Below are 24,525 nucleotides of genomic sequence, written 5' to 3'. Positions count from 1 at the left end.
CACCTTCACGACATCATGACGAGGTGGGCGCCGCGCCACCCGTGCGGCGCGCCTTTCTCGCCTCCCAACGCACGCGGATGCGATCCATGTACAGATACACGACCGGCGTCGTATAGAGCGTCAGCATCTGGCTGACGATCAGCCCGCCGACGATCGAAATACCGAGCGGCGCGCGCATCTCCGCGCCTTCGCCGCTGCCGAACGCGAGCGGCAATGCGCCGAGCATCGCGGCGAAGGTGGTCATCATGATCGGCCGGAAGCGCAGCAGACAGGCCTGGTAGATCGCGTCGCGCGAGGACAGCCCTTTGCGCGACGCGTCGATCGCGAAGTCCACCATCATGATCGCGTTCTTTTTCACGATGCCGATCAGCAGGATCACGCCGATCAGCGCGATGATGCTGAACTCGGTCTTGAACAGCAGCAGCGCGAGCAGCGCGCCGACGCCCGCGGACGGCAGCGTCGACAGAATCGTCAGCGGATGGATGTAGCTCTCGTACAGGATGCCGAGCACGATATACACCGCCGCGAGCGCGGCGAGGATCAGGATCGGCTGATCGGACATCGACTGCTGGAACGCCTGGGCGGTGCCCTGGAAGCTGCCGTGAATCGTGGCGGGCATGCCGATCTCGGCCATCGTGTCGTAGATCACCTGCGTGGCGGTGGACAGCGAGACACCCGGCGGCAGGTTGAACGAAATCGTCGAGGCGACGAACTGGCTCTGGTGATTGACCGACAGCGGTGTGGTGCCCGGCCCGAAGCCGGCGATCGCCGACAGCGGCACCATCGTTTCCTTCGCGATCGACACCGGCGAGCCCGACGACGCGCTCGACTTGCCGCTCGCCGCGATCGAGTTGATCGCCTGGTTGCGCGCGGAGTCGGCCGCGATGCTGGCCGCGCTCGTCGCGGTGGTGGCTGCCGTGCCGCCGGTTGCGGCGCCGCCGGCGGCCCCGCTCGTCGTGGCCGCCGTGCTGGTCGCCTTCGTTACAGTGCCGGCCGGCGCATTGGTGGTCTGCGCGCCGCTCGCGCTGCCGCCCGAGGTGCTGACGTAAATCTGGCTCAGCATTTCCGGGCTCTGCCAGTAGCGCGGTGCGACTTCCATCACCACGTGATACTGGTTCAGCGGGTTGTAGATCGTCGATACCTGGCGCTGGCCGAACGCGTCGTACAGCGTGTTGTCGATCTGCGAGGGCTTGATGCCGAGGCGCGCGGCGGTGGCGCGGTCGATCGTCACCATCGCCTCCAGACCGCCTTGCTGCTGGTCGGAGTTCACGTCCGCGAGTTCCTTGCGCGCCTGCAGCGCCTCGGTGAGCTTTGGCCCCCACTTGTACAGATCGGGCGTCGAGTCCGCGAGCAGCGTGAACTGATACTGCGCGTTCGATTGCCGGCCGCCGACGCGGATGTCCTGCACCGCCTGCAGGAAGGTGCGCGCGCCGGCCACGTCGCCGAGCGGCGCACGCAACTGCTGGATCACCTGGTCGGCGGACAGCTTGCGTTCGCTCTTCGGCTTCAGCGACAGGAACATGAAGCCCGAGTTGGTCTGCCGGCCGCCGGTGAAGCCGACCACGCTGTCGACCGCCGGGTTCTTGCTGACGATGTCCATCATCTGCGAGAACTTGCCCTTCATCGCCTGGAACGACGTGCTCTGGTCGGCCTGGATGCCGCCGATCATGCGCCCGGTGTCCTGCTGCGGGAAGAAGCCTTTCGGCACGATGATGTAGAGCGCGACGTTCAGCCCGATGGTCAGCAGCAGCACGAGCAGGATCAGCCGCGGATGCCGCAGCGCCCAGCCGAGCGTGCGCTCGTAGCCGCGCTGCATCGACGTGAAGCCGCGTTCGAGCCAGCGGCCGAGGCGGCTTTCCTGTTGCTTCTCGTGCGGCTCGCGCAGCAGGCGCGAGCACATCATCGGCGTGAGCGTCAGCGAGACGATCAGTGACACCGCGATCGCGAGCGACAGCGTCAGCGCGAACTCGCGGAACAGCCGCCCGACGATGCCGCCCATCAGCAGGATCGGCAGGAACACGGCGACGAGCGAGATGCTGATCGACATCACCGTGAAGCCGACCTCGCGCGCGCCGAGGAACGCGGCCTTCATGCGCGGCACGCCGTCTTCGATGTGGCGCGAGATGTTTTCGAGCACCACGATCGCGTCGTCGACGACGAAGCCGGTCGCGATGGTCAGCGCCATCAGCGAGAGATTGTCGAGCGAGAAGCCCATCAGGTACATCGCGCCGAACGTGCCGATGATCGAGATCGGCACGGCGACGCTCGGAATCAGCGTGGCGCGCCAGTTGCGCAGGAACAGGAACACGACCATCACGACCAGCGCGACCGCGATCACGAGCGTGCGCTGGGTGTCTTTCAGCGACGCGCGGATCGTCGTGGAGCGGTCCGAGGTCGGCGAGATTTCGACGTCTGCGGGCAGCGATGCGTGCAGTTGCGGCAGCATCGCCTTCACGCGGTCGACGGTCTCGATGATGTTGGCGCCCGGCTGCCGGTACAGGATCACGAGCACCGCGTGCTTGCCGTTGAAGAGGCCGAGGTTGCGCAGGTCCTCGACCGAATCGACGACCTCGCCCATGTCGGAGAGTTTGACCGGTGCGCCGTTGCGATAGGCGATGACCAGATCCTTGTACTGCGACGCCTTGGTGGCCTGGTCGTTGGTGTACAGCTGCACGCGGTTCTCGCCGAACTCGATCGCTCCTTTCGGGCTGTTCGCGTTGGCCGAGGCGAGCGCCGCGCGCACGTCCTCGAGGCCGATGCCGTAATGCGACAGCGCATGCGGCATCAGCTCGACGCGTACGGCCGGATTCGCCGAGCCGCTCACGTCCACTTCGCCGACCCCCTGCACCTGCGACAGCGACTGCTGCAGCACTGTGGCGGCGGAATCGTAGAGCTGGCCGGGCGTGCGCGTGCTCGACGTCAGCGCGAGAATCAGGATCGGCGCGTCGGCCGGGTTGACCTTGTGGTAGGTCGGATTGCTGCGCAGGCTCGCGGGCAGGTCGGCGCGCGCCGCGTTGATCGCCGCCTGCACGTCGCGCGCGGCGCCGTCGATGTCGCGGTTCAAGCCGAACTGCATCGTGATGCGCGTCGAGCCGACCGAGCTTTGCGACGTCATCTCGGTGACGTCGGCGATCGAGCCGAGATGCCGCTCGAGCGGACTCGCGACGCTGGTCGCGACGGTCTCCGGGCTCGCGCCCGGCAGCGTCGCCTGCACCGAGATGGTCGGGAAGTCGACCTGCGGCAGCGGCGCCACCGGCAGCCTGGTGAACGCGAACACGCCCGACAGCGCGATGCCGATCGCCAGCAGCGTGGTGGCGACCGGGCGGGAAATAAACGGACGCGACAGGTTCATCGCTCAGTTCCCTGCATCGGTCGCGGGCGGCGTGGCGCTACCGGACGATTCGCCGCGGCTGAAGCGCTCGCGCAGCCGGCGGCCGAGCGAATCGAACGCGAGGTAAATTACCGGCGTCGTGAACAGCGTCAGCAGCTGGCTCACGATCAGGCCGCCGGCGATCGCGATACCGAGCGGCCGGCGCAGTTCCGAGCCCGCGCCGGTGCCGAGCATCAGCGGCAGCGCGCCGAGCAGCGCGGCGAGCGTGGTCATCAGGATCGGCCGGAAACGCAGCAGACACGCCTGGTAGATCGCTTCGCGCGGCGGCTTGCCTTCCTCGCGCTCCGCGTAGAGCGCGAAGTCGATCATCATGATCGCGTTCTTCTTCACGATACCGATCAAAAGTACGATCCCGATGATGCCGATGATGTCGAGATCGTGGCCGGTGATCAGCAGCGCGAGCAGCGCGCCGACGCCGGCGGACGGAAGAGTGGACAGAATCGTGATCGGATGGATGAAGCTCTCGTACAGCACGCCGAGCACGATGTACATCGTGACGATCGCCGCGAGGATCAGGAACAGCTCGTTCGCGAGCGACGCCTGGAACGCGAGCGCCGCGCCCTGGAAGCGGGTCTGGAACGACGCGGGCAGGCCGATGTCCTTCTCGGCCTGTTCGATCGCCTTCACGGCCGCGCCGAGCGACGAACCCGGGGCGAGGTTGAACGACACCGTGGTGGCCGGGAACTGGCTCAGGTGTGTGACCAGCAGCGGCGCGGGCCGCTCGATGAACTTCGCGATCGACGACAGCGGCACCTGGCCGCCCGCCGACGTGGAAGAGGGCAGGTAGATGTTGTTCAGCGACGTGGTGTAGTGCTGCATCGTCGGCTGTGCTTCGAGAATCACGCGGTACTGGTTCGACTGCGTGAAGATCGTCGAAATGATGCGCTGGCCGAACGCGTCGTACAGCGCGCTGTCGATCGTGGCCGGCGTGATGCCGAAGCGCGCGGCGGTCGCGCGGTCGATCTCGATGAATACCGAGCGGCCGTTGTCCTGCAGATCGGTCGCGACGTCCGCGAGTTCGGGCGACTGCTTCAGGCGCTCGACCAGCTTCGGCACCCACGTCGCGAATTCGCCGATGTTCGGATCGGTCAGCATGAACTGATACTGCGTCGGGCTGACCGTCGAGTCGATCGTCAGGTCCTGCACCGGCTGCATGTACAGCGACGCGCCCGGAATATGCGCAACGTCCTTCTGCAACTGGCGGATTACTTCGCTCGCGGTGCTGCTGCGGTCGTCGCGCGGCTTCAGGTTGATCAGCATGCGGCCGCTGTTCAGCGTGATGTTGCTGCCGTCCACGCCGATGAACGAGGTCAGGCTTTCGACGTCCGGGTTCTTCAGGATCTGGTCGGCGAGCGCCTGCTGGCGCTCGGCCATCGACGCGAACGACACCGACTGCGGCATCTGCGTGATCGCCTGGATCACGCCGGTGTCCTGCACCGGGAAGAAGCCCTTCGGTATGAACACGTACAGCAGGCCGGTCAGCACCAGCGTGAGGACAGCTACGACCAGCGTGGAGCGCTGACGGTTCAGCACCCAGGTGAGCGCGACCGCGTAGCGCGCGATCACCCAGTCGATGAAGCGGTGCGCCTTCGCCTCGAAGCGATGACTGTCGTGCGGCGGCGTGTGGCGCAACAGTTTCGCGCACATCATCGGCACCAGCGTCAGCGACACGACCGCCGAAATGACGATCGTCACCGCGAGCGTGATCGCGAATTCATGGAACAGGCGGCCGACCACGTCGCCCATGAAGAGCAGCGGAATCAGCACCGCGATCAGCGAGACCGTCAGCGAAATGATCGTGAAGCCGATCTGCTTCGAGCCCTTCAGCGCGGCTTCGAGCGCACTGTCGCCTTCCTCGACATAGCGCGCGATGTTCTCGATCATCACGATCGCGTCGTCGACGACGAAGCCGGTCGCGATGGTCAGCGCCATCAGCGACAGGTTATCGAGCGAGAAGCCGCACAGGTACATCACGGCGAGCGTGCCGATCAGCGACAGCGGCACCGACAGGCTCGGAATGATCGTCGCGTAGATGTTGGCGAGGAACAGGTACATCACCAGCACGACCAGCACGACCGACATCGCCAGCTCGAATTGCACGTCGCGCACCGACGCGCGGATCGTCGTGGTGCGGTCGGTGACGACCTCGACGTCGAGCGCGGCGGGCAGCGACTGCTGCAAGCGCGGCAGCAGCGCCTTGATGCTGTCGACCACCTGGATCACGTTCGCACCCGGCTGGCGCTGCACGTTCAGGATGATCGCGGGCGTGTTGTCGACCCACGCGCCGAGCTTCGTGTTCTCCGGACCCGGCACGATGCTCGCGACGTCGGTCAGCATCACCGGGCGGCCGCTCTTGTATGCGACGACGGCGCTCTTGTATTCGTCGGCGTCGGTCAGCTGATCGTTCGAGTTGATGGTGTAGTTGCGCGTCGGGCCGTCGAAATTGCCCTTCGGCGTGTTGACGTTCAGGTTCGAGATGGTGGTGCGCAGATCGTCGAGATTCAGGCCGTACGCGGCGAGCGCGCGCGGGTTTGCCTGAATGCGGATCGCCGGGCGCTGCCCGCCCGACAGGCTCACGAGACCCACCCCCGCGACCTGCGAGATCTTCTGCGCGAGACGCGTGTCGGCGAGATCCTGCACCTGCGTGAGCGGCAGCGTTTTCGACGTGATCGCGAGCGTGATGATCGGCGCGTCGGCCGGGTTGACCTTCGCGTAGATCGGCGGCGCGGGCAGGTCGGAGGGCAGCAGGTTGCCCGCCGCGTTGATCGCCGCCTGGACTTCCTGCTCGGCGATGTCGAGCGGCAGATCGAGGCTGAATTGCAGCGTGATGATCGACGAGCCGGCCGAGCTTTGCGACGACATCTGGTTGAGCGACGGCATCTGCCCGAACTGCCGCTCGAGCGGCGCCGTTACGGACGACGTCATCACGTCCGGGCTCGCGCCCGGATAGAAGGTCTGCACCTGGATGGTCGGATAGTCGACTTCGGGCAGCGCGGACAGCGGCAGAAAGCGCAGCGCGACGAGGCCGACCAGCATGATCGCCGCCATCAGCAGCGCGGTGCCGACGGGACGCAGAATAAATGCGCGGGATGGATTCATGCGGTAAGTGCCGTGCCTTTACTTTATTGCGATGCTTGCTGCGCGCGCCGGCCGCGACGCGCTGGTGCGCCCGAGGCGGCCGCCGGAGCGCTCGCGCCGTGCGCGCCGGACGCGCCACGCGGCCGCTCGGCCGGGATCGTGATCTTCGAGCCTTCGCGCAGCCGGTCCGAACCGTCGATCACGACGCGCTCGCCGACCGCGAGACCCGACTGGATGCTGGTGCGCTCGCCATCGACCGGGCCGACCTTGACCTGGCGCACGGTGACCGTGTCGTCGGGCTTCACGATGTACACGAAGGTACCGATCGAGCCGTTGAGCACCGCCGAGGTCGGCACGATCACCGCGTCCTTGATCGTATCGACGAGCAGGCGCGTGTTGACGAACTGGTTCGGGAACAGGCCGTTGTCCTTGTTCTCGAAGATCGCGCGCAGCTTGATCGTGCCGGTGGTCGTGTCGATCTGGTTGTCCATCGTCTTCAGCGAGCCGACTTCGAGCGGATGGGTGTTGCTGCGGTCGTACGCGGTGGCCGACAGCGACTCGCCGTTGCGCGTGTGCTGGATGATCTGCTGCAGATTGTCTTCGGAGGTCGAGAACACTACGCTGATCGGATCGAGCTGCGTAATCACGACGATGCCGTTGGCGAGGCCCGAGGTCACGTAGTTGCCCGGGTCGACCTGACGCAGACCGACGCGGCCCGACACCGGCGCGGTGATGCGCGCGTACACGAGGTCGAGCTTGAAGCTGTCGACGTTCGCCTGGTCGGCCTTCACCGTGCCTTCGTATTGCCGCACCAGCGACGCCTGCGTGTCGACCTGCTGACTCGCGATCGAGTCTTGCGCGAGCAGCGTCTGATAGCGCTTCAGATCGAGACGCGCGGTGGCGAGCAGCGCCTCGTCGCGCACCAGCGTGCCCTCGGCGTTGCGCAGCGAAATCTCATACGGGCGCGGGTCGATCTGGGCGAGCACGTCGCCCTTCTTGACCATCTGGCCTTCCTTGAAATACACGTCCTGCAGCACGCCGCTCAGTTGCGGCAGCACCGTGACGGTGGCGAGTGGCGTGACTGTGCCGAGCGCGGTCAGCACGACCGGCATCTCGCCCTGCGTCGCGGCGGCGACGTGCACCGGCTGCGGCATGTTGGCCATCGCGTTCGGACCGCCGCCGCCGAGGCGGCCGCTGCGCGCGCCGCTCGCGGCACCCGGCGCGCTCGCCCCGCTGCCGGGGCTGCCCCACGGATGCCAGCGCCACAGTACGACACCGAGCACGACCAGCGCCGCGACGATCAGCGCGACAGTGCGGCCGCGGTGGCGTTTCACCGCACCGGGCGCGCTCGATTGCGCGCCGCTCGCGGACGGCTGGGAAGCGGCGGGGCGTTGGGTTTCCGGGTGCTTTTGTTGTTCGTCCATCGGTTCGGTCAGGTGGCTGGCTTTGTGATGTGAGCCGCCGATGCGGTCGCCGCCGTTCGAAAGACGGCGGGCCGGCATATGGGCGGCGTGTCAGGCGGTCGTGGCGGCGCGCGCCGCGCAATATTCAGCGCGATGCTATCCGAGGCGCGGGACAGAGATGTTAACGCAATGCGGAATCATCACGGATCGGCGAGGCCTTTTTGACGGCGCTCGCGGCTCGCGGCGCGGTCCCGCGACGGGGATGCGTGATCGTACGTTGCGGTGTCTGTAACAGTCCAGCCGCGTATTTTTCGGTTAATTACGAAGGTTACAGGCTGTTGGCGAATTGCAGGGCAAGGGTGGACGGGATGCCTTCGTCACTGCACAGACCGCAGGCGGCCGGCGCCGCGTTCGGTCTGCGCGGGGCGCCGCGTTGGCGCCCATTGCCGTCGCCCGGCTATTCGTCGAGCCGGCGCCCCGGCGTGCCGCCGATCTCAAGCACGATCTTGTCGATGCATTCGAGCAGCGCGGGTGCGGCGTCCGAGATCAGCCAGTCGCGCGGACACTGGTCGGCCGAGCCGCCGCAATTGACCGCGTAGCGCTCGCCCGACGGCCCGACGAAGCCGAGCGCGATCGCGTTCAGCCCGTTGTACCACTCGCCGGTGGCGATCGCGAAACCGCGTTCGAGCGTGTCCTGGATCGCACTGACGAGACGGCTGCCGATATAGCCCCAATCATCGCCCTCCGCCGTCTGCAGGCCGACGAGCAGGCGGTCGCGGTCCGCTTGCGCGAGCGCGGCGAGATACGCCCGGCCGACGGCGGTGCGCGTCAAGCTCATGCGTGAGCCGACTTCGAGTCGCGATACGAGCACCGCCGAACGCGGCCGGATCGCGTCGATAACGACCATGTCGTAGCGGTCGCGCACCGCGAGATGCACCGACAACGCGGTGCGTTCCGCGAGTTCGATCAGGAATGGCCGCGCGCGCGAGCGGATGTCGAAGTTGCGCAGAAAGCCGTTGCTCAGTTCGAGCACCGACGAGGTCAGCACGAAGCGCTCGCTTTCGGGCAGTCGTAGCAGAAAACCGGTGCCCACGAGCGTCGCGGTGATGCGCGACACGGTGGGCTTCGGGATGCCGGTTAACTCGGCGAGTTCGCGATTGCTGAGCGGTGCGTGCGCGGCGGCGACGGCGCGCAATACGGTCAGGCCGCGCGCGAGCGCGGTGACTTCATCACCCGGGCCGTCCCGGTCTTTGCTCGCGGGGGCTTTGGCGACGACGGCCTGGTTGGGTGTGGATCGGTTCATGCTTTTTTTGGAACGGTATTTCAGGTTGTTCGTTCGTTAACCTATTGACGACCGCCCGCGCGGGGCGGGGGCATCTCCAAACCGGGGCATCCATTTCATATATCTTGGGAAAATCATTGTATCGGAACAAATTGCCGATCGATGAGCGACTATATCTTTTTGCTTGACTTAGTCAGGATAACCATAAAAAATGGAACCGCATTTCGAAAGTCGCATCTTTTCGCTGCATTTTGGTGCAGGCAAGCGCAAAATCCCGGAATCCAGGATCGATTGCCCGTCCAAGGCGCTTGCGCCTTTCGAAATACCTTCTCTCAGGTTCTAGCACGGCCCTCGGAATGGCTAGAACTTTTAAGGCGTCACGGCAACGTGACGCCTTTTTTTTGGGCCATATGACCGCACAACAGCCGACATGTAATGCCAATGCACCGCAGTATTCCGGACGAGAAAGTTCGCAAAAAATCGGCACCCAAATGCAAGCATTAGATCACGCCTTCTGAAATCTCAAGAGACTTCCGTCTCCGCCCAAAGGATGATGCGCAACAATTACCGGGCAAATTACCGGCTCGTTTAATCTCCGGCCGGTTGTGAATTTATTTGCAAACGCAAATGGTGAGAAAGTGCCATGCCGGCTTAGCGCGGTTAAACGAATCATGCTCCGCATATTGAGCGATGTAAATACCTTCGAAAATGAAAATCGGCGCAATGAACGGATACTTCACTAAGAAAAAGAAATGACGGCGATGCTCCCGGGTCTGACTGTCCTGCGCTCGTGCTGGCCTGCTATCTGGTCGTCCTTCGCCCGCTCGAGTTTCTTCTTTATCACGTCGGGATTTAATCTGTCGTACGGTCTCGGCGCAGAATATTTGTTATCAACTGCTTTAGCATATTTATCCGATTCACGTTATTACGCTAGCTCTGAGCGCTGCATTAATGGCTGTGAACTCCCACCCTTTCGACACTGAGCTGAGCAACATCGATTCAGCGCCGCCGATCGTGCACACCACGAGCGGTGTGGAGGTAGCCGTCAATGCGGCTTTACAGTTTCTGGTGTTGCAGGCGTGGAATTCCCTTTATTTGTCATTCAACATTCCGTCGCGGTTGTTGTCGACGCTGTCTTTTTCTTCTTGTTGTTTCCGGTGCTCGCGCCACGGCTGCTGTCGATGCGCTCCACGTGGGCAATGCTGATGGCGATGCGGGGCGGCAAGTCGTGGTGATTTTCCTTTGCGCGAGCGCGCTGCAAAACGCGTCGCCGCGCGTGACCGCCTGGACGAGACGGCTCGGCAATGTGATCACGGGATAGGCGAGGCGTAGCCGGTTCCGAACAGCACGGCGCTGGTCGGGTGAAAGAGCGTGTGATACGGACCGGCGAACATTGCTGCATTGCCAGGCAGCATCAACACGCCTCAGCGCGCCAGCAGCGAAACCGTCGCGATGCCGAGAATCGTCATGATCAGCGACGTGCTCACGTGAATCGCCACTTCGCCAGCTGCCCAGCCGAGCCGGCCGTCTTGCAGGCGCTGCACCACTTCCGCGGAGAACGTCGAGAAGGTCGACAGCCCGCCCATCAGACCGGTGATGACGAACAGCCGCCATTCCGGCGAGAGCTGGGGCACCCGCGCAAAGCCCGCGACCGCCACACCGATGATGTAGCCGGCGATCACGTTGGCGGCGAGCGTGCCAAGCGGCAGGTCGCTAAAGACCGGGTTCAGTCGAAAGCCGAGGAACCAGCGAAACAGCGAGCCGAGTGCGCCGCCAATCGCGACAGCGAGAAAAGACCAATACATGGAAGAGGATCGAACCGGGAACGTCGACAAACCGGTTGATGCGGGCGAATTGATGCCGCGTCCGCATAACCGAGCGTAGCAGGCATCATCAGCCCCATGGGCGGTTAATGGAGAATGCCATCTCCAGCCGCGAAGTCTAGCATCGGCGCGCGGATTTTGGGGACAGGCATGTGGCCCGCGACTCACCGCGCCTCTAGCCGCGTCTCTTCCGTTCTCCGCGAGCGCCGACCTCGTTCACTCCGGCGTCGCCGAAATCTTGTGAATCGACAGATCGGCGCCGTTGTATTCCTCTTCCTGGTCGAGCCGCAGGCCGACCGTCATGCGGATCGCACCGTACACGACCGTACCGCCGAGCCCCGACACGACGATCCCGCCGAGCGTGCCGATGATCTGCGAGGCGAACGACACACCGCCCAGCCCGCCGAGCGCGTGAGCGCCGAAGATGCCGGCCGCGATGCCGCCCCATGCGCCGCACAGGCCGTGCAGCGGCCACACGCCGAGCACGTCGTCGATGCGCCAGCGGTTCTGCACGCACGTGAACATATAGACGAACAGCACGCCGGCGATGCCGCCCGTCACCAGCGCGCCAAGCGGATGCATGATGTCCGAGCCCGCGCACACCGCGACGAGCCCGGCGAGCGGGCCGTTGTACGTGAAGCCCGGGTCGTTGCGGCCCGCGAACCACGCGCTCAGCGTGCCGCCGACCATCGCCATCAGCGAGTTGACCGCGACGAGGCCGCTGATCTTGTCGAGGGTCTGCGAGCTCATCACGTTGAAGCCGAACCAGCCGACCGTCAGCACCCATGCGCCGAGCGCGAGAAACGGAATGTTCGACGGCGGATGCGCGGCGATGCCGCCGTCGCGGTGATAGCGGCCGTGGCGCGCGCCGAGCAGCAGCACGGCCGGCAGCGCGACCCAGCCGCCGAACGCGTGCACCACCACCGAACCCGCGAAGTCATGGAACGGCGCGCCGAACGCCTGCGTGAGCCAGTCCTGAATGCCGAAACGGTCGTTCCACGCGATGCCTTCGAAGAACGGATAGACGAAGCCGACCAGCACGAACGTTGCGAACAACTGCGGGTTGAACTTGGAGCGCTCGGCGATGCCGCCCGACACGATCGCGGGGATCGCGGCGGCGAACGTCAGCAGGAAGAAAAAGCGCACGAGCGCATAGCCGTTGTGCTGGGCGAGCGTCGCGGCGCCGTCGAAAAACTGCACACCGTATGCGATCGTGTAGCCGATGAAGAAGTACGCGATCGTCGACACCGCGAAGTCCACCGGAATCTTCACCAGTGCATTGACCTGATTTTTCTTGCGCACAGTGCCGAGCTCCAGGAAGGCGAATCCTGCGTGCATCGCCAGCACCATGGCGGCGCCGATCAAAAGAAACTCGGTATCGGCGCCGTATTTCAGACTTTCCATCGATATGTCCCGCTTGTGCGAAAAAAGTGCGCTATGCGAGCAAGAAGCGGGCCAAGATTGTGCTGGCCGCGTCGGCCCGGTGCAATCGGGCACCGGGATGGGAATCTGGATGGTGTCGAGCGATGCGCCGTCCGAGCGCGCCATGCACCCGAACAGAGAAGAGAGGCACAGCGAAAGTGCATAAATCGTCACGGCCACGCTGGATGACCCAGAAAAGGGCGAAATATTAGATTTAGATTACATTTTTTATTCGGAATCCTGACGCAACGAGATGCTGTCGATGCCCAATCCTGGCGCGCACTCGACCAGCGGGGGTACGGTGGTCGACGGGTTCGTGGCCCTCTTTCTTTTCCCGCGCAAACGCCGACATAATGTGCCGACTCCGTGCACGATCCGCCGGCCAACCCCTCCCATGGGCCCGCATGAGACTGACCACTAAAGGCCTGTTGCTGATTGCGATTCCGGCCGTTTTCGAACTCGCGCTGCTCACCGGCGTCGTGAAGGCGCAGGCCGATGCGACGATGGCCGAGCGTCAGGCGATGCACACCGAGGAGGTGCTGCGCCAGAGCACGGCGATTCTCGATCCGGTGCTGTCCGAATCGGTCGCGCTGCGCGGCGCGGTACTTGCCAACGACGCACGCTTCACGACCCCGATCGCAGTATGGATGGACGTCGACCGGCGCATCGACGAGCTCGCCGATCTCGTCGGCGACAATCCCGCGCAAGTCGAGCGCGTGGTTGAGGTGCGCCAGGCGGTGCAGGCATACCGCCAGTGGTCCGACCGCATCCAGGATATGCTGCGCGCCGGGCGGCGCGCCGAGATTCTCGCGCGCTTCCACGATCTCGCCCAGGCCGACGTGCTCGATCATTTCCGCTTGCAGGTGAGCGCGTTCCAGGCCGAGGAGCGCCGTCTAGACATGTCGCGCTCGAATGCCGTCGCCGCCGTGCGCGAGCGCGAACAAACGCTGATCGTCGCGGCCGCGTTGGGCTCGCTGCTGTTCGTCGCGCTCGCCATCGGGATGTTCACGCGCGGCGTGCGCGGCCGGCTCGCGCTGCTGTCCGACAACGCGGGCAGGCTTGCCGGCAACGAGCCGCTCGCGCCGCTCGGCGCGGGTCGCGATGAAATCGCGCGGCTCGATCTGACCTTGCACGAGACGAGCCGCCGTCTGCTCGAAGCCGAGCGCATCGAGGCGCGTTTTCACGCGGACCTCGAACGCCGCGCCGCCGAGCTTGCCCGCATCAACGAGACGCTGCGCCAGCAGACTCAGGAAAACGAAATGTTCATCTACAGCGTGTCGCACGATCTGCGCGCGCCGCTGGTGAACCTGCAGGGATTTTCGAAAGAGCTGATTCGCGCCTGCGACGAGTTGCGCGACGCGGTGCGCGGCTCGTCGCTCGCGACCAGCACGCGCGAGCGGATCGAGCGGATCGTCGACGAGGACATTGGCGAGGCGCTGCACTATCTGCAGACCGCGGTGATGCGCGCGTCGCACATCATCGACGCGCTGCTGCGGCTGTCGCGGGTCGGGCGTGTCGAGTACCGGCGCCAGAAGGTCAATGTGCGCGACATCGTGCAGCGCGTCGTCGATGCGATGCAGGGGTCGATCCGCGTGCGGCGCGCGCGCGTGACGGTCGGCGAACTGCCCGCGGTATGGGGCGATCCGACCGCGCTCGAGCAGATCTTCGCGAACCTGATCGGCAACGCGGTCAACTATCTGGACGCGGCGCGCGAGGGCCGCGTCGAAATCGGCACGACGCCCGCGCCGCCGGGCGTGCATTCGCTGCGAATCTTCTACGTGCGCGACAACGGCCTCGGCATCCCGGCGATCGCGCTGCCGCGGCTGTTCACCGCGTTCCAGCGCCTGCACGGCAACGCGGCGGCCGGCGAGGGGATTGGCCTCGCGCTCGTGCGGCGGATGGTCGAGCGACACGGCGGCCGAGTGTGGGCGGAATCGAAGGAGGGGGTGGGCACGACTTTCTATCTGTCGCTGCCAGAGGCGGCGGGTGCCGCGGGCTCGGAACCGGCCGCGGCTGGCGCGCCAACGCTCGTCGTGGCGGCTCCGGCTCCGGCTTCGGCGGCGCGCGGTGCGCGCGAGAGCGCGCAGGGCGCCGCGGGGGCAGGCCTTAGCGCCGGCAGCGGGTTTCCCGCGCCTTCGATCGATGCGGTGCGAGGAATCACTACGCGTTAGGGGCGCTCGATCGTGCGTGCGGTGCGGGTGGCGCCCGCCCGTTGCTTAACCGGCGAAAATCCGTCGCGGCTTCAGCAGTCTGCGGCCGCGCACCGACCAGTAGCAGCTGCATGCCAGCAGCACGGCGATGCCGGCGGACGACTCGGCCGGCGTTGGCCGAACGCCGGCAATCCCTTCGACGGCAAACAGGCCGTTCGTGACAGCCAGCAGCGCCGCCCACAGCGCGCACGCGGCCTGCATCAGCAGACGGGTTCCCTTCATATGCCGGGCGCGGGAGTCGTGCGACCAGCTGGACGGCCGGCGCGCACAGAAGAAGACGATCACCATCAGCATGATGACGAGGGTGACGATCCAGTCGATCAGTTTCATCGAAACAGCACTCCCTAAAAGCAGCCGCGACTATAGGGAGGTATTTCGTCTACAACCGTCGGAAGATTCTGAAATGTGGGAGAGCGTTGAACGATGTCGAGGCGAGCGCCGCTGCATGCCGGTGCCCGCTGCAGGATTGCATCAATCCTCGCAGGGTTCAGAATCGAATCCCGCCTTGGCCAGGCCTTCCGTGAAGACGGCAAGGTTTTCGTCGCGCCGGATCGGCATCCAGTCGGTCAAGTTGCCGAGGCGCAAGTCGGGAATCAGCTCGCGTAAGCGAATCGCAGCTCGTCGAGCTTCCGCTGGTTTGCCGAGCCAGGCCTGACTCGCGGCGAGCGTTGCGTAGGCCAGGCCGAAACTCGGCAAATCCCGGATGGCTTTCTCGGCCCACAGAGCGGCTTCGACGAAGTTGCCCATGAACAAATGCGCAGCCGACAAGCCAAACTGCATCCGATAACGCTCTGGATCCAGCGGGCTCAATTGCATCGCATGGGCAAATTGCCTGATCGCCTGTTCCGTTTCGCCATGCCACAAGCGGAGAAATGCGCCGAGAAACCACGCGGCGGCAAGATTGGGATTCAATTCGAGTGCCCGATCCAGCAAGGCGATACCTTCAGGCAGATCGCCGGCCAGATGCGCTAGCGCATGACCGCTGCGCGCGAGAGCGACGGCGTCGTACTTGCCCAACTCCACGGCACGACGCGCCCACTGGGCGCCTTCCGCCATTTCTCTTGGGCGATCGTGCATCCAGCCATTGACCTTGCGCCAGCAATGACACCAGGCCGCCATCGCGTACGCCGATGCAAGCTCAGCGTCGCACGCAAACGCGCGCTGAAATAACGGCAACGCTTCGTCGATCGCTTCGCGGCTGCCTCGATGAAGCTGCGCCATGCCACGCAGGTAGTAGTCGTACGCACGCAGACTTTCGGTCGGTTTGAACCGCGCGCGAGCGATCTCGGCCTGTTCGACCTGCGGCGCAATCGCGCCGACCACACTGTCGGCGATCTGGTCCTGGAACTCGAAAATATTGTCGAGCACGCCTTCGAAGCGGCCAGCCCAATGGGTCGCGCCGGTGCCCGCATCGACGAGCTGGCCGGTGATGCGAACGCGGCCCTGTGCCTGCCGCCAACTGCCCTCGAGCACATAGCGCACGCCGAGCTCTCGCCCGATCTGCTTCACATCCACGTTGCGATGCTTGTAAGTGAAGCTCGAGTTGCGCGCGACGACGAACAACCAGCGGTATCGCGACAGCGCGGTGATGACGTCCTCGATCACACCGTCGGCCAGGTAGTCCTGCTCCGGGTCACCACTGAGATTGACGAAAGGCAAGACGGCGATGGACGGCTTGCAGGCCTGCGCCGCATCCGGCGATGACGTCTCGGTTGGCGTCGATGTTTTCTCGCTGGCCTGATCCGATGCCGGATGTTCGATGACGTCGGCGACGAACCGGAATCCCTTGCGCGCCACGGTTTTGATCACCCGCTGCTGCTGACCGTCATCGCCGACCGCGCTGCGCGCGGCGTTCACGTGGCTGGCCATGGTGGATTCGGAAATCACGCGTCCGTCCCACACCGCATCGATCAACTCATCCCGGCCCACGACCCGGTTGCGATGGCTCGCCAGATAAACCAGCAGATCGAACACTTTCGGCGTCGTGGCGACCGCCTGCGAAGCGCGGCGCAAGTCGCGACGCTCCAGGTCCAGCGTGCAGTCAGCGAAAACCCATTGCATTGGGGACTCCAGGACGAGAAAGCCGCCAGGTATGCGCTACCCGGCGCGCTGATGAAGCGGATGGAGGAATTTTGGACGGAAATGCAAGGCGCAGACAAAGCGGCGCCGGCGGCTGGAAATGATACTGCACCCATCGGATCAAGCGGCAAGCGCTTCGTCAACCGAACCGGAGGGAGTGGAACATGAAAGTGGTCGTCATTGGTGGCAGCGGACTGATCGGCTCGAACGTGGTGCGGCGGCTTCGCCGCGATGGTCACGACGTGGTGGCCGCATCCACGTCGACCGGGGTGGACTTGATGACGGGCGACGGGTTGGCGAAAGCGCTCGAAGGCGCGCATGTCGTCGTCGATGTCGCCAACGCGCCGTCCTTCGAGGACGAGGCCGTGATGAGCTTCTTCCAGACGGCGGGGCGCAACCTGTTGGCCGCCGAACAAGCGGCGGGCGTCGAGCACCATCTTGCTCTGTCCGTCGTGGGCACCGAACGCCTGCAGCAAAGCGGGTATTTTCGCGCCAAGGCTGCGCAGGAGACGCTGGTCAAGGCGTCGCCCGTCCCGTACACGCTGCTGCGTGCCACCCAGTTCTTCGAATTCGTCGGCGGCATCATCGAGGCCAGCGCCCAGCGAGGCGAGGTGCGCCTTTCTCCCGCGCTGATCCAGCCGGTCGCCGCCGACGACGTCTGCGCAGTGATCGCCGATCTTGCGGCGGGAATGCCGCTGAACGACATGACCGAACTCGCCGGTCCAGACCGCTTCCCACTCGACGAACTAGCCCGCAAGTTCCTCGCCGCGCACAACGATCCACGCACGGTGATCGCCGATGTCCACGCCTGCTATTTCGGCGCAGAGCTGGACGACCGCACCCTGGTCGCCGGCGGCGGTCATCGCATCGGCCCGACGCGCTTCCACACCTGGCTCAGCCGCTCCGTCGGAGTTGTCCGACCTGACCTTTCAGGTGATGTCGATCAACGCGTGGAATCGGGTCAACATTGGCTTTCGCATCCCGCCGGGCATCTACGACAAAGCCTTTGGCGTGGACAAGTCGGGCCTCGCCTGAGCGACGCGCAACGGAGCACCGTCATGCATAGTTCCAGATGGCTGATCGCATCACTGCTGCTCGCAGCGGGCGCCGCACACGCGCACGAGCCGCCGCAAGCGCAAGTTACGCCGCTGATGACCAGGGCGCTGGAAGACTATCCGGGCAAGGAAGTCACGGTACTCTCGGTCGAGTATCCGCCCGGCAGTGCGGACCCGGTACATCGGCATGATGCACACGGCTTCATCTATGTGCTGGAAGGCTCGATCGTGATGGGCGTGCGCGGCGGCCGGACCGTCACGCTGAAGCCGGGGCTAACCTTCTACGAAGGGCCGAACGACGTGCACACGGTCGGGCGCAATGCCAGCAAGACCAAGCCGGCTAAATTCCTGGTTTTTCTGCTGAAGGATGCCGGCGCACCGATACTGACGCCGGCGAATTAACTGGCTCGGTGATATTCGCGCATCGGCGATTCAGGCGAGCAGCGGCTCGGCGAAATGCCGAACCGCTGCTTTCTTCGCTTACGCAGCGAAGTCGGTTGATGAAGACAGCTGTTTCCACGCTTCCGTTTCCTGGCCCGGCGATGATCGCATTGGTCGACGCGGGGTTGTGGTTCAGTTGCATGGCCTTGCGGCGAACCGCACGCGAGGTTTCGTCGTCATCGTCGATGGCTCGCGGGGTGACTCGAAGCGGCCGCGCGGCGCAACGGCGGTATCATGGGCACATCTTCGCAAGTGCGAGCCGCTCGGTGCGGCTCCTTCTGATCATGATTTCATCTGTTTCCTCATCCTTATTGCGCCGCGCGGCGGTCGTGGTCTTCGTGTTCGGCGCGCTGGCCGCGTGCCAGAAAAACGACGCTTCGGCCGGCCAGGTCGCGGGCAAGCTCAACGACGCCGCGCAGCTTGCCGGTCAGAAGCTCGATCAGGCCGCGAGCTACGTCGGCCAACAGGTCACCGCGACCAAGGACGCCGCGCAGCAGAACCTCGACTCGGCCTCCGCGCCGTCGATCAGGATCGACCCGGCCGCGCTCGCGTCGAGCGCGCAGGCCAACCTGCAGAATGCGGCGAGCGCGGCCAACGCGCAGCTCGGCAGGGCCGCGTCGATCACGGGCCAGGGCCTCGAAACGGCGGGGCGCAAGCTGCAGGCGTGGTCGGCGCAGAATGCGAGCTCGTCGGCTTCGTCGAGCGCATCGACCGAGTCCGCCGACGCGCAGAAGCAGATGGACAAATGATCCGCGCGCGGTTCGATCCGGCTTTCGCCGTTTGACTTTGGAGGTATATGTAATTACGATGGTTACACATTGTCGTTGCGGGACGGATCTGCCGTGAACACGAGTAGCCGGTTTGCCTTTGCCGTGCATGTGCTCGCACTGCTGTCGTTACAGGGCGGCGTGCCGTTGTCGTCGGAGATGATCGCGGGCAGCGTGAACACGAATCCCGCACTGATCCGCCGGCTTCTGGCCATGCTCTCGGAGGCCGGCCTCACCACGTCGCAGATGGGAGCCGGTGGCGGCGCGTTGCTCGCACGGCGGCCGGAACAAATCACGCTGCTAGACGTCTATCGCGCAGTGGAGGACGCGCAGTTGTTCGCGTTGCATCGCGAGGAGCCGAATCCCGCGTGCATGGTCGGGCGCAATATCCAGAGCGTGTTGAGCGGGATCATCGACGAAGCGCAGCGGGCGATGGAAGCGGCGCTGGCCGCACGCACGCTCGCCGATGCGACCGCCGACGTGGTCCGCTCGGAGAAGCATCGCGAGCGCAAGCGCCGGGCTTGACGGTGACTAACCAATGAACGGGGTGAGGGCCCCGCTTTTTTTCTCGTTATATGTAACTATAAGAGTTACATACAAGACAACCTGAGGAGTACGCTGATATGAGCAAGCAACTGAAGATCGCCTTGTTTGGCGCGACCGGCATGATCGGCTCGCGGATTGCCGCGGAAGCCGCGCGTCGCGGGCATCAGGTGACGGCGCTGGTGCGCGATCCGGCGCGCGTGCCGGCCGGCGTCGCGAATCTGCATGCGGCGCAGGCCGATCTGCTCGATGCCGCGAGCGTCGGCGCGGCGGTGCGCGGCCAGGACGTGGTCGCGAGCGCGTATGCGCCGCCGCAAGGCGATCTCGCCAAGCTTTCGCAAGCCACACGCGCGCTGGTCGAAGGGGTGCGCGCGGCGGGGCTGAAGCGCGTCGTCGTGGTAGGCGGCGCGGGCTCGCTCGAAGTCGCGCCGGGCAAGCACCTGGTCGATACCGACAGTTTTCCGGACGCGTACAAGGGCATCGCGCTCGCGCATCGCGACGCCTTGGACTACTACCGCGGCGTGACCGATCTCGACTGGACGTTCTTCGCGCCGGCCGCGCTGATCGCGCCGGGCGAGCGCACCGGCAAGTTCCGCAGGGGCGCGAACACGCTGATCGCGGATGCGGACGGCAACAGCCGCATTTCGGCCGAAGACTACGCGATCGCGTTCGTCGACGAACTGGAGCAGGGCCGCTTCGTCCGCCAGATCGCGACGGTCGCGTACTGACGACCGGCGCATCGAATTCGCCGGCCGCGCAAGCGTACTAACATTCGGTTACGCATGTTCGGGCGCGCCGGGCGTAACTGCGGCTACACTGGCGTCTGCCGTTTTCTCACGGATTGCCATGCAGTCATGCCCGTCGCGGCGTGAGTCCGAGGCTGCGCCGTCTGGCGGCGGGCAGCAGCCGGCGATTCTCACCGCCCCTCATCTCTCCTCCGATCACGCCGCTCGCGGCACTGCCAGCGGCGCCGCCCACCCGCGTGCGAGCGCATATGTGCTGGGTTGGTTGACCGCGCTCGTGTGCGCCGCGCTGATTCTGTGCCTCGGCGCGCTGCCGCGCATCGCGCAGGCCGCCGGCCCCGCGGTCGGCGGCGGCACGCCGGTGATCCCGGCATTGCAGAGCCTGATCAACAGCGCGACGGTGAACGCGGCGCCCGCGTCCGCGGCCTCGGGTGCGTCGGCGCCCGAGGCGGCGTCGGCGCCGTCGCCCGCGAGCCAGGCGGAGCTTGCGCGCTCGCTCGACAGCGTGATCGCCACGCTCGACAACGACCGCCAGCGCAGCGCACTCGTCGCCCAGCTGAAGAAGCTGCGCGACGTATCGCAAAGCGCCGCGCAAACCGTCGGCCCGCCTTCGCCTGCGGCCGCGCAACCTAGTCCGGGCCTGCTCGGCGCGATCGCATCGGGTATCGCGTCGTTCGAATCCGACGTGCATCAGGGCCGCACGCCAGTGCGCTACTGGAGCGGGCGCGTGACCGCTGCCGGCAATGAGCTGTACACGATCGTCTCCGGCCAGGGGCGCGAGGGTCTCGGCTCGATCGTGCTGGCGATGCTGGGGATGCTGGCCGGCTGGGGCGCCTGTGCGGGCGCGCTGATCTATCTGCAGCATCGGCTGCACCGGCGCTTCGGCGTCGAGCTGGTGCTGCGGCCCAATCCCACCACGCGCGAGCTGCTGATCTTCGCGTTGCGCCGCGTCGGTCCGTGGATCATCGCGTTCATCGCGGCGCTACTGTTCATGCGCGCGATGCCCGATGCGCTCGGCCGCACGCTCGGCATGGTGGTCGCGTATGCGATCGTCGCGGGCGCGGTGTTTTCCGCGATCTGCCTGATCATGTTCTCGCTGTTCGGCTCGGGCCACCGGCGCGTCGCGGTGCGCCTGCTGATCGATCACGCGCGCCGCGTGCTGTTCGTGATCGGCGTGTGCGGCGCGCTCGGCGACGCGGCCGTCAATTACGACGTCGAGCATCAGATCGGCACCAACCTCGCCGCGCTGATTTCGACCGCGGCCAACATGACGGCCGCCGTGCTGACCGGCTATTTCGCGCTCGCTTTCCGCCGGCCGGTCGCGCACCTGATCCGCAACCGGCCGTACGAGCAGCGCAACGACCACAGGGCCGCGACCGATGCGTTCGAGGTGCTTGCCGCGATGTGGCACGTGCCGGTGCTGGTGCTGGCGGCCGCGTCGGTGGTCGCGACGCTGGGCGGCTCCGGCTCCAGCGAAAACGTGCTGCAGATCTCGATCGTGACCGCGCTGCTGCTGGTGCTGGCGTTTTTCCTGTCGGCGATCGTGCTGCGCATGACGCGCCCGCGCAGCGCCCGCGCGCGTCGCCGCTCGCCGTATCTGACGCGCCTGTTGCGCTTTTGCGGCACCTTGCTGACCTTGTTCATCTGGCTGTTTTTCTTCGAATTGGCCGCGCGTCTGTGGGACGTGTCGCTGGCCGAGGTGATCGAGAGGAACGTGGCGGCGCGCGGCATCGCGCATGCGATCACGGCGATCGTCGCCACCGTATTTATCGCGTGGCTGCTGTGGATTCTGGTCGACACCGCGATCACCGAAACGCTCAATCCGGGCAGCCCGCGCAACAAGGCGCGCAGCCCGAGCACGCGCGCCCGCACGATGCTGCCGCTGGTGCGCAACGTGTTGCTCGTGTCGATCATGACGATCGGCGGCATCGTCACCGCCGCGAACCTCGGCATCAACGTGACGCCGCTGCTTGCCGGCGCGGGCGTGATCGGTCTGGCGATCGGCTTCGGCGCGCAGTCGCTGGTGACCGACCTGATCACCGGGCTCTTCATCATCATCGAGGACACGATCTCGGTCGGCGACTGGATCGACGTCGATGGCGGCCATGCGGGCACGGTCGAACATCTGTCGATCCGCACCGTGCGGCTGCGCGACGGGCAGGGCGCGATCCATGCGATTCCGTTCTCGCAGATCAAGATCGTGAAGAACCTGTCGCGCGATTTCGCGTATGCGGTGTTCGAGGTGCGCATGTCGTTCTCGACTGATGTCGACGAGATCACGCAGCTGATCCGCGAAGTCGGCGCGGAGCTGATGGCCGACTTCCGCTACCGGCGCGAGATGCTCGGGCCGATCGAGGTGTGGGGTCTCGACCGCTTCGATCCGAACTGGATGGTCGTCAAAGGGCAGATCAAGACGCGGCCGCTGCAGCAATGGAGCGTCGCGCGGGCGTTCAATTTGCGGCTCAAGCGCAAGATGGACGAGGCGGGCATCGAGATTCCGGTCGCGCAGATGCGGGTGTACACGTCGTCGAAGGATAGCGAGGGCGAGCCGTTGCGCGACGATGAGATGACCGGGTTCGTCGCGCCTGTGGATGCGGGTGCCGACGCGCACCAGCGGGCGGGCGACGGCGCGCACGGCAAAGACCATCAAAGGGCGCATGAACCCGCGCGCGAACGAACCCGCGAAGCGGCGCACGAGCATCTGCGCGAAGCGGAGTATGAAGTGGGCGCCGTCGGCCCGTCGGCGCGCGCATCGACACAAGTGCCGCTTGCGCCCGCGCGTGACGTGTCGCACGAACCGCGTCCGGCGCCGCCGCCGACCGGACAGACCGCACCGGTTCCGCCGCAGATTCCGACGGCGGGCGATGTCGGTGGGAAGAGCTGAGGCGGGGGTTTGTCGGGGACCGTGCGAGGACGGTCGCGTGCTTGTGTGCTCGCATGACTTCGTAGTCGCGCGAACGCGTCACATCACATCACGTCACGTGTCGTCGTGACGTGCAACCGTTGTTGAACCATCTCCGCGGCGTCGGCCGTGCGCACGATGTCGTTCACGTGCGTGCCGATCCGCGCGCCTTCGACGCCGTAGATATGCAGCGACACCGCCGGCGCATCGCTGCTGTTGCCGAGCCGATGAATCGCGGCACGGCCGCCGCGCACGTACGACACCGCGCCGCGTTTGCGTGTCTGAATGCGCAGCGCACTCGCGCATTGCTGCGCGTCGTCCCATTCGAAGACCGTTTCGCTCAGCTTGCCCTCGACCACCGCGTAACCGCACCACGTGTGATGCGCATGCACGGGGCTCGCCTGGCCGGGCTGCCAGACCAGCGCGGCGATCGCATAGCGGCCTTGCGGATCGGCGACGAGCAGATGGCGCCGATAGGTGTCGGCGGAGCCTTCGCGTTGTATCGGTGCGAGCAGCGCCGGATCGGCGGCCGCCTCGGCGAGCGCGAGCCGCATGCTGCGCGCGAAGAACGTCGAATGCGACGGTTCCGGAAATTTCGCGCAGGCTTCGAACATCGCGTCGAGCGTGTCGCACAGGCGCTCGATCGGTGTGCGCTTCATATGGCGCAGCGTGTGCGTAGATAACGCGGCCGCTTCGAGTCGGGCCGGGTCCGGCAGCGACTTCAGGTAGTCGGGAAGATGCTCGAAAGCGGTGGCGCGAAGGTCGTCGCTCATGGTGTTGACGCAGCACGGCCGCTGCTGGTCGGCAATTTTCGGTATCGATATTTATACCGGTTTGCCCGGAGAAAGAGTTTCCATATAATTCCCTCGACCAACAGAAAAGTAGAATAATTTCCTATGAGGGGTGGGGGTATGGGTATGGATATCATCGATCGGAAGCTGCTCGAATTGCTGCAGGCGGACGCGACGATGCCGATCGCCGAACTTGCGCAGCGCGTGAATCTGTCACAGACGCCTTGCTGGAAGCGGCTTCAGCGCCTGAAGGAGGCGGGCGTGATTCGCGCGCAGGTGGCGCTGTGCGATGCGCGCAAGCTCGGCGTCGGGACCACGGTGTTCGTGGCGGTGCGCACGAACCAGCACACGGAGACATGGGCCGCCGCGTTCACGCAGGCGGTGCGCGATATTCCCGAAGTGGTCGAGGTCTACCGGATGAGCGGCGAGACCGACTATCTGCTGCGCGTGGTGGTCTCCGATATCGACGACTACGACCGGATCTACAAGCAATTGATCACGGCCGTGCCGCTGTACGACGTGAGTTCGAGCTTCGCGATGGAGCAGATCAAGTATTCGACGGCGTTGCCGGTGCGTTCGTCGGCGGTAACGTGAT

General features: G+C 65.4%; 17 protein-coding genes, 2 pseudogenes and 1 riboswitch. Of the genes and pseudogenes, 10 read left to right on the top strand and 9 right to left on the bottom strand.

The annotated features are described in order from the left end of the window. Positions 1-13: 13 nt before the first annotated feature. From QFZ91_RS09275 to QFZ91_RS09260, 4 genes are all read right to left on the bottom strand, one after another. The gene (locus tag QFZ91_RS09275) at positions 14-3,352 is read right to left on the bottom strand and encodes an efflux RND transporter permease subunit (RefSeq protein ID WP_429567057.1); all 3,339 of its coding nucleotides are present in this window, start codon (positions 3,350-3,352) and stop codon (positions 14-16) included. A gap of 3 nt (positions 3,353-3,355) precedes the next feature. Continuing rightward, entirely contained in the window at positions 3,356-6,490 is a 3,135-nt protein-coding gene (locus QFZ91_RS09270; RefSeq protein WP_429567056.1) for an MdtB/MuxB family multidrug efflux RND transporter permease subunit, read from the bottom strand. 23 nt (positions 6,491-6,513) lie between these two features. Then, positions 6,514-7,893 carry an MdtA/MuxA family multidrug efflux RND transporter periplasmic adaptor subunit gene (locus QFZ91_RS09265; RefSeq protein ID WP_429567055.1) on the bottom strand — a complete coding sequence of 460 codons (1,380 nt, stop codon included), beginning with the start codon at positions 7,891-7,893 and terminating at the stop codon, positions 6,514-6,516. A 436-nt stretch (positions 7,894-8,329) separates the two neighbouring features. Further along, positions 8,330-9,175 carry an IclR family transcriptional regulator gene (locus tag QFZ91_RS09260; RefSeq protein ID WP_429567054.1) on the bottom strand — a complete coding sequence of 282 codons (846 nt, stop codon included), beginning with the start codon at positions 9,173-9,175 and terminating at the stop codon, positions 8,330-8,332. A 1,058-nt stretch (positions 9,176-10,233) separates the two neighbouring features. Here QFZ91_RS09260 and QFZ91_RS09255 point away from each other — a divergent pair. Then, complete coding sequence (locus tag QFZ91_RS09255; RefSeq protein ID WP_429567053.1) at positions 10,234-10,389, top strand: hypothetical protein; 156 nt, start codon at positions 10,234-10,236, stop codon at positions 10,387-10,389. Between the two features lie 189 nt (positions 10,390-10,578). Here QFZ91_RS09255 and crcB read toward each other — a convergent pair whose 3' ends face one another. After that, positions 10,579-10,959: a fluoride efflux transporter CrcB gene (gene crcB / locus QFZ91_RS09250; protein ID WP_176108943.1), complete on the bottom strand. Its 381-nt coding sequence runs from the start codon at positions 10,957-10,959 to the stop codon at positions 10,579-10,581. A gap of 72 nt (positions 10,960-11,031) precedes the next feature. Further along, positions 11,032-11,093, bottom strand: a riboswitch (Fluoride riboswitch). A 100-nt stretch (positions 11,094-11,193) separates the two neighbouring features. Then, positions 11,194-12,381: an ammonium transporter gene (locus tag QFZ91_RS09245; RefSeq protein ID WP_429567052.1), complete on the bottom strand. Its 1,188-nt coding sequence runs from the start codon at positions 12,379-12,381 to the stop codon at positions 11,194-11,196. A 422-nt stretch (positions 12,382-12,803) separates the two neighbouring features. Here QFZ91_RS09245 and QFZ91_RS09240 point away from each other — a divergent pair, with 422 nt between their 5' ends. Beyond that, positions 12,804-14,570, top strand: coding sequence for a sensor histidine kinase (locus tag QFZ91_RS09240; RefSeq protein WP_429567051.1), 1,767 nt, complete (start codon positions 12,804-12,806; stop codon positions 14,568-14,570). Between the two features lie 45 nt (positions 14,571-14,615). Here the strand turns inward: QFZ91_RS09240 and QFZ91_RS09235 are convergent, their stop codons facing one another. Together QFZ91_RS09235 and QFZ91_RS09230 are read right to left on the bottom strand one after the other, a co-directional pair. Further along, the gene (locus QFZ91_RS09235) at positions 14,616-14,939 is read right to left on the bottom strand and encodes a hypothetical protein (RefSeq protein WP_429567050.1); all 324 of its coding nucleotides are present in this window, start codon (positions 14,937-14,939) and stop codon (positions 14,616-14,618) included. Positions 14,940-15,080: 141 nt separating this feature from the next. Next, on the bottom strand, positions 15,081-16,670 hold the full coding sequence (locus QFZ91_RS09230) for a winged helix-turn-helix domain-containing tetratricopeptide repeat protein (RefSeq protein WP_429567049.1): 1,590 nt from the start codon (positions 16,668-16,670) through the stop codon (positions 15,081-15,083). 182 nt (positions 16,671-16,852) lie between these two features. Here QFZ91_RS09230 and QFZ91_RS09225 point away from each other — a divergent pair. The 7 genes and pseudogenes from QFZ91_RS09225 to QFZ91_RS09195 form a co-directional block, all read left to right on the top strand. Next, positions 16,853-17,593 (top strand): annotated as a pseudogene (locus QFZ91_RS09225) (SDR family oxidoreductase); the annotation flags it as partial. A 1-nt stretch (position 17,594) separates the two neighbouring features. Beyond that, positions 17,595-17,723 (top strand): annotated as a pseudogene (locus QFZ91_RS09220) (carboxymuconolactone decarboxylase family protein); the annotation flags it as partial. Positions 17,724-17,746: 23 nt separating this feature from the next. Beyond that, the gene (locus QFZ91_RS09215) at positions 17,747-18,145 is read left to right on the top strand and encodes a cupin domain-containing protein (protein ID WP_429568612.1); all 399 of its coding nucleotides are present in this window, start codon (positions 17,747-17,749) and stop codon (positions 18,143-18,145) included. Between the two features lie 323 nt (positions 18,146-18,468). After that, positions 18,469-18,933 (top strand): hypothetical protein, encoded by a 465-nt coding sequence (locus QFZ91_RS09210; protein WP_176120057.1) that lies wholly within the window; start codon positions 18,469-18,471, stop codon positions 18,931-18,933. A gap of 93 nt (positions 18,934-19,026) precedes the next feature. Further along, a complete protein-coding gene (locus QFZ91_RS09205; protein WP_429567048.1) occupies positions 19,027-19,476 on the top strand; it encodes an Rrf2 family transcriptional regulator in 450 nt (149 codons plus the stop codon). 98 nt (positions 19,477-19,574) lie between these two features. Next, on the top strand, positions 19,575-20,222 hold the full coding sequence (locus QFZ91_RS09200; RefSeq protein ID WP_429567047.1) for an NAD(P)-dependent oxidoreductase: 648 nt from the start codon (positions 19,575-19,577) through the stop codon (positions 20,220-20,222). Between the two features lie 118 nt (positions 20,223-20,340). Then, positions 20,341-23,121, top strand: coding sequence for a mechanosensitive ion channel family protein (locus QFZ91_RS09195; RefSeq protein ID WP_429567046.1), 2,781 nt, complete (start codon positions 20,341-20,343; stop codon positions 23,119-23,121). An 83-nt stretch (positions 23,122-23,204) separates the two neighbouring features. Here QFZ91_RS09195 and QFZ91_RS09190 read toward each other — a convergent pair whose 3' ends face one another. Beyond that, positions 23,205-23,912 (bottom strand): cysteine dioxygenase, encoded by a 708-nt coding sequence (locus QFZ91_RS09190; RefSeq protein WP_429567045.1) that lies wholly within the window; start codon positions 23,910-23,912, stop codon positions 23,205-23,207. Positions 23,913-24,050: 138 nt separating this feature from the next. Here QFZ91_RS09190 and QFZ91_RS09185 point away from each other — a divergent pair, with 138 nt between their 5' ends. After that, complete coding sequence (locus QFZ91_RS09185) at positions 24,051-24,524, top strand: Lrp/AsnC family transcriptional regulator (RefSeq protein ID WP_013089133.1); 474 nt, start codon at positions 24,051-24,053, stop codon at positions 24,522-24,524. Position 24,525: the final 1 nt, after the last annotated feature.

The organism is Paraburkholderia sp. JPY419 (assembly GCF_050435705.1).
Classification (GTDB): Bacteria; Pseudomonadota; Gammaproteobacteria; order Burkholderiales; family Burkholderiaceae; genus Paraburkholderia; species Paraburkholderia youngii.
The sequence above is the reverse complement of the archived record's forward strand: the minus strand, read 5'-3'. Positions and strand labels throughout refer to the sequence as shown.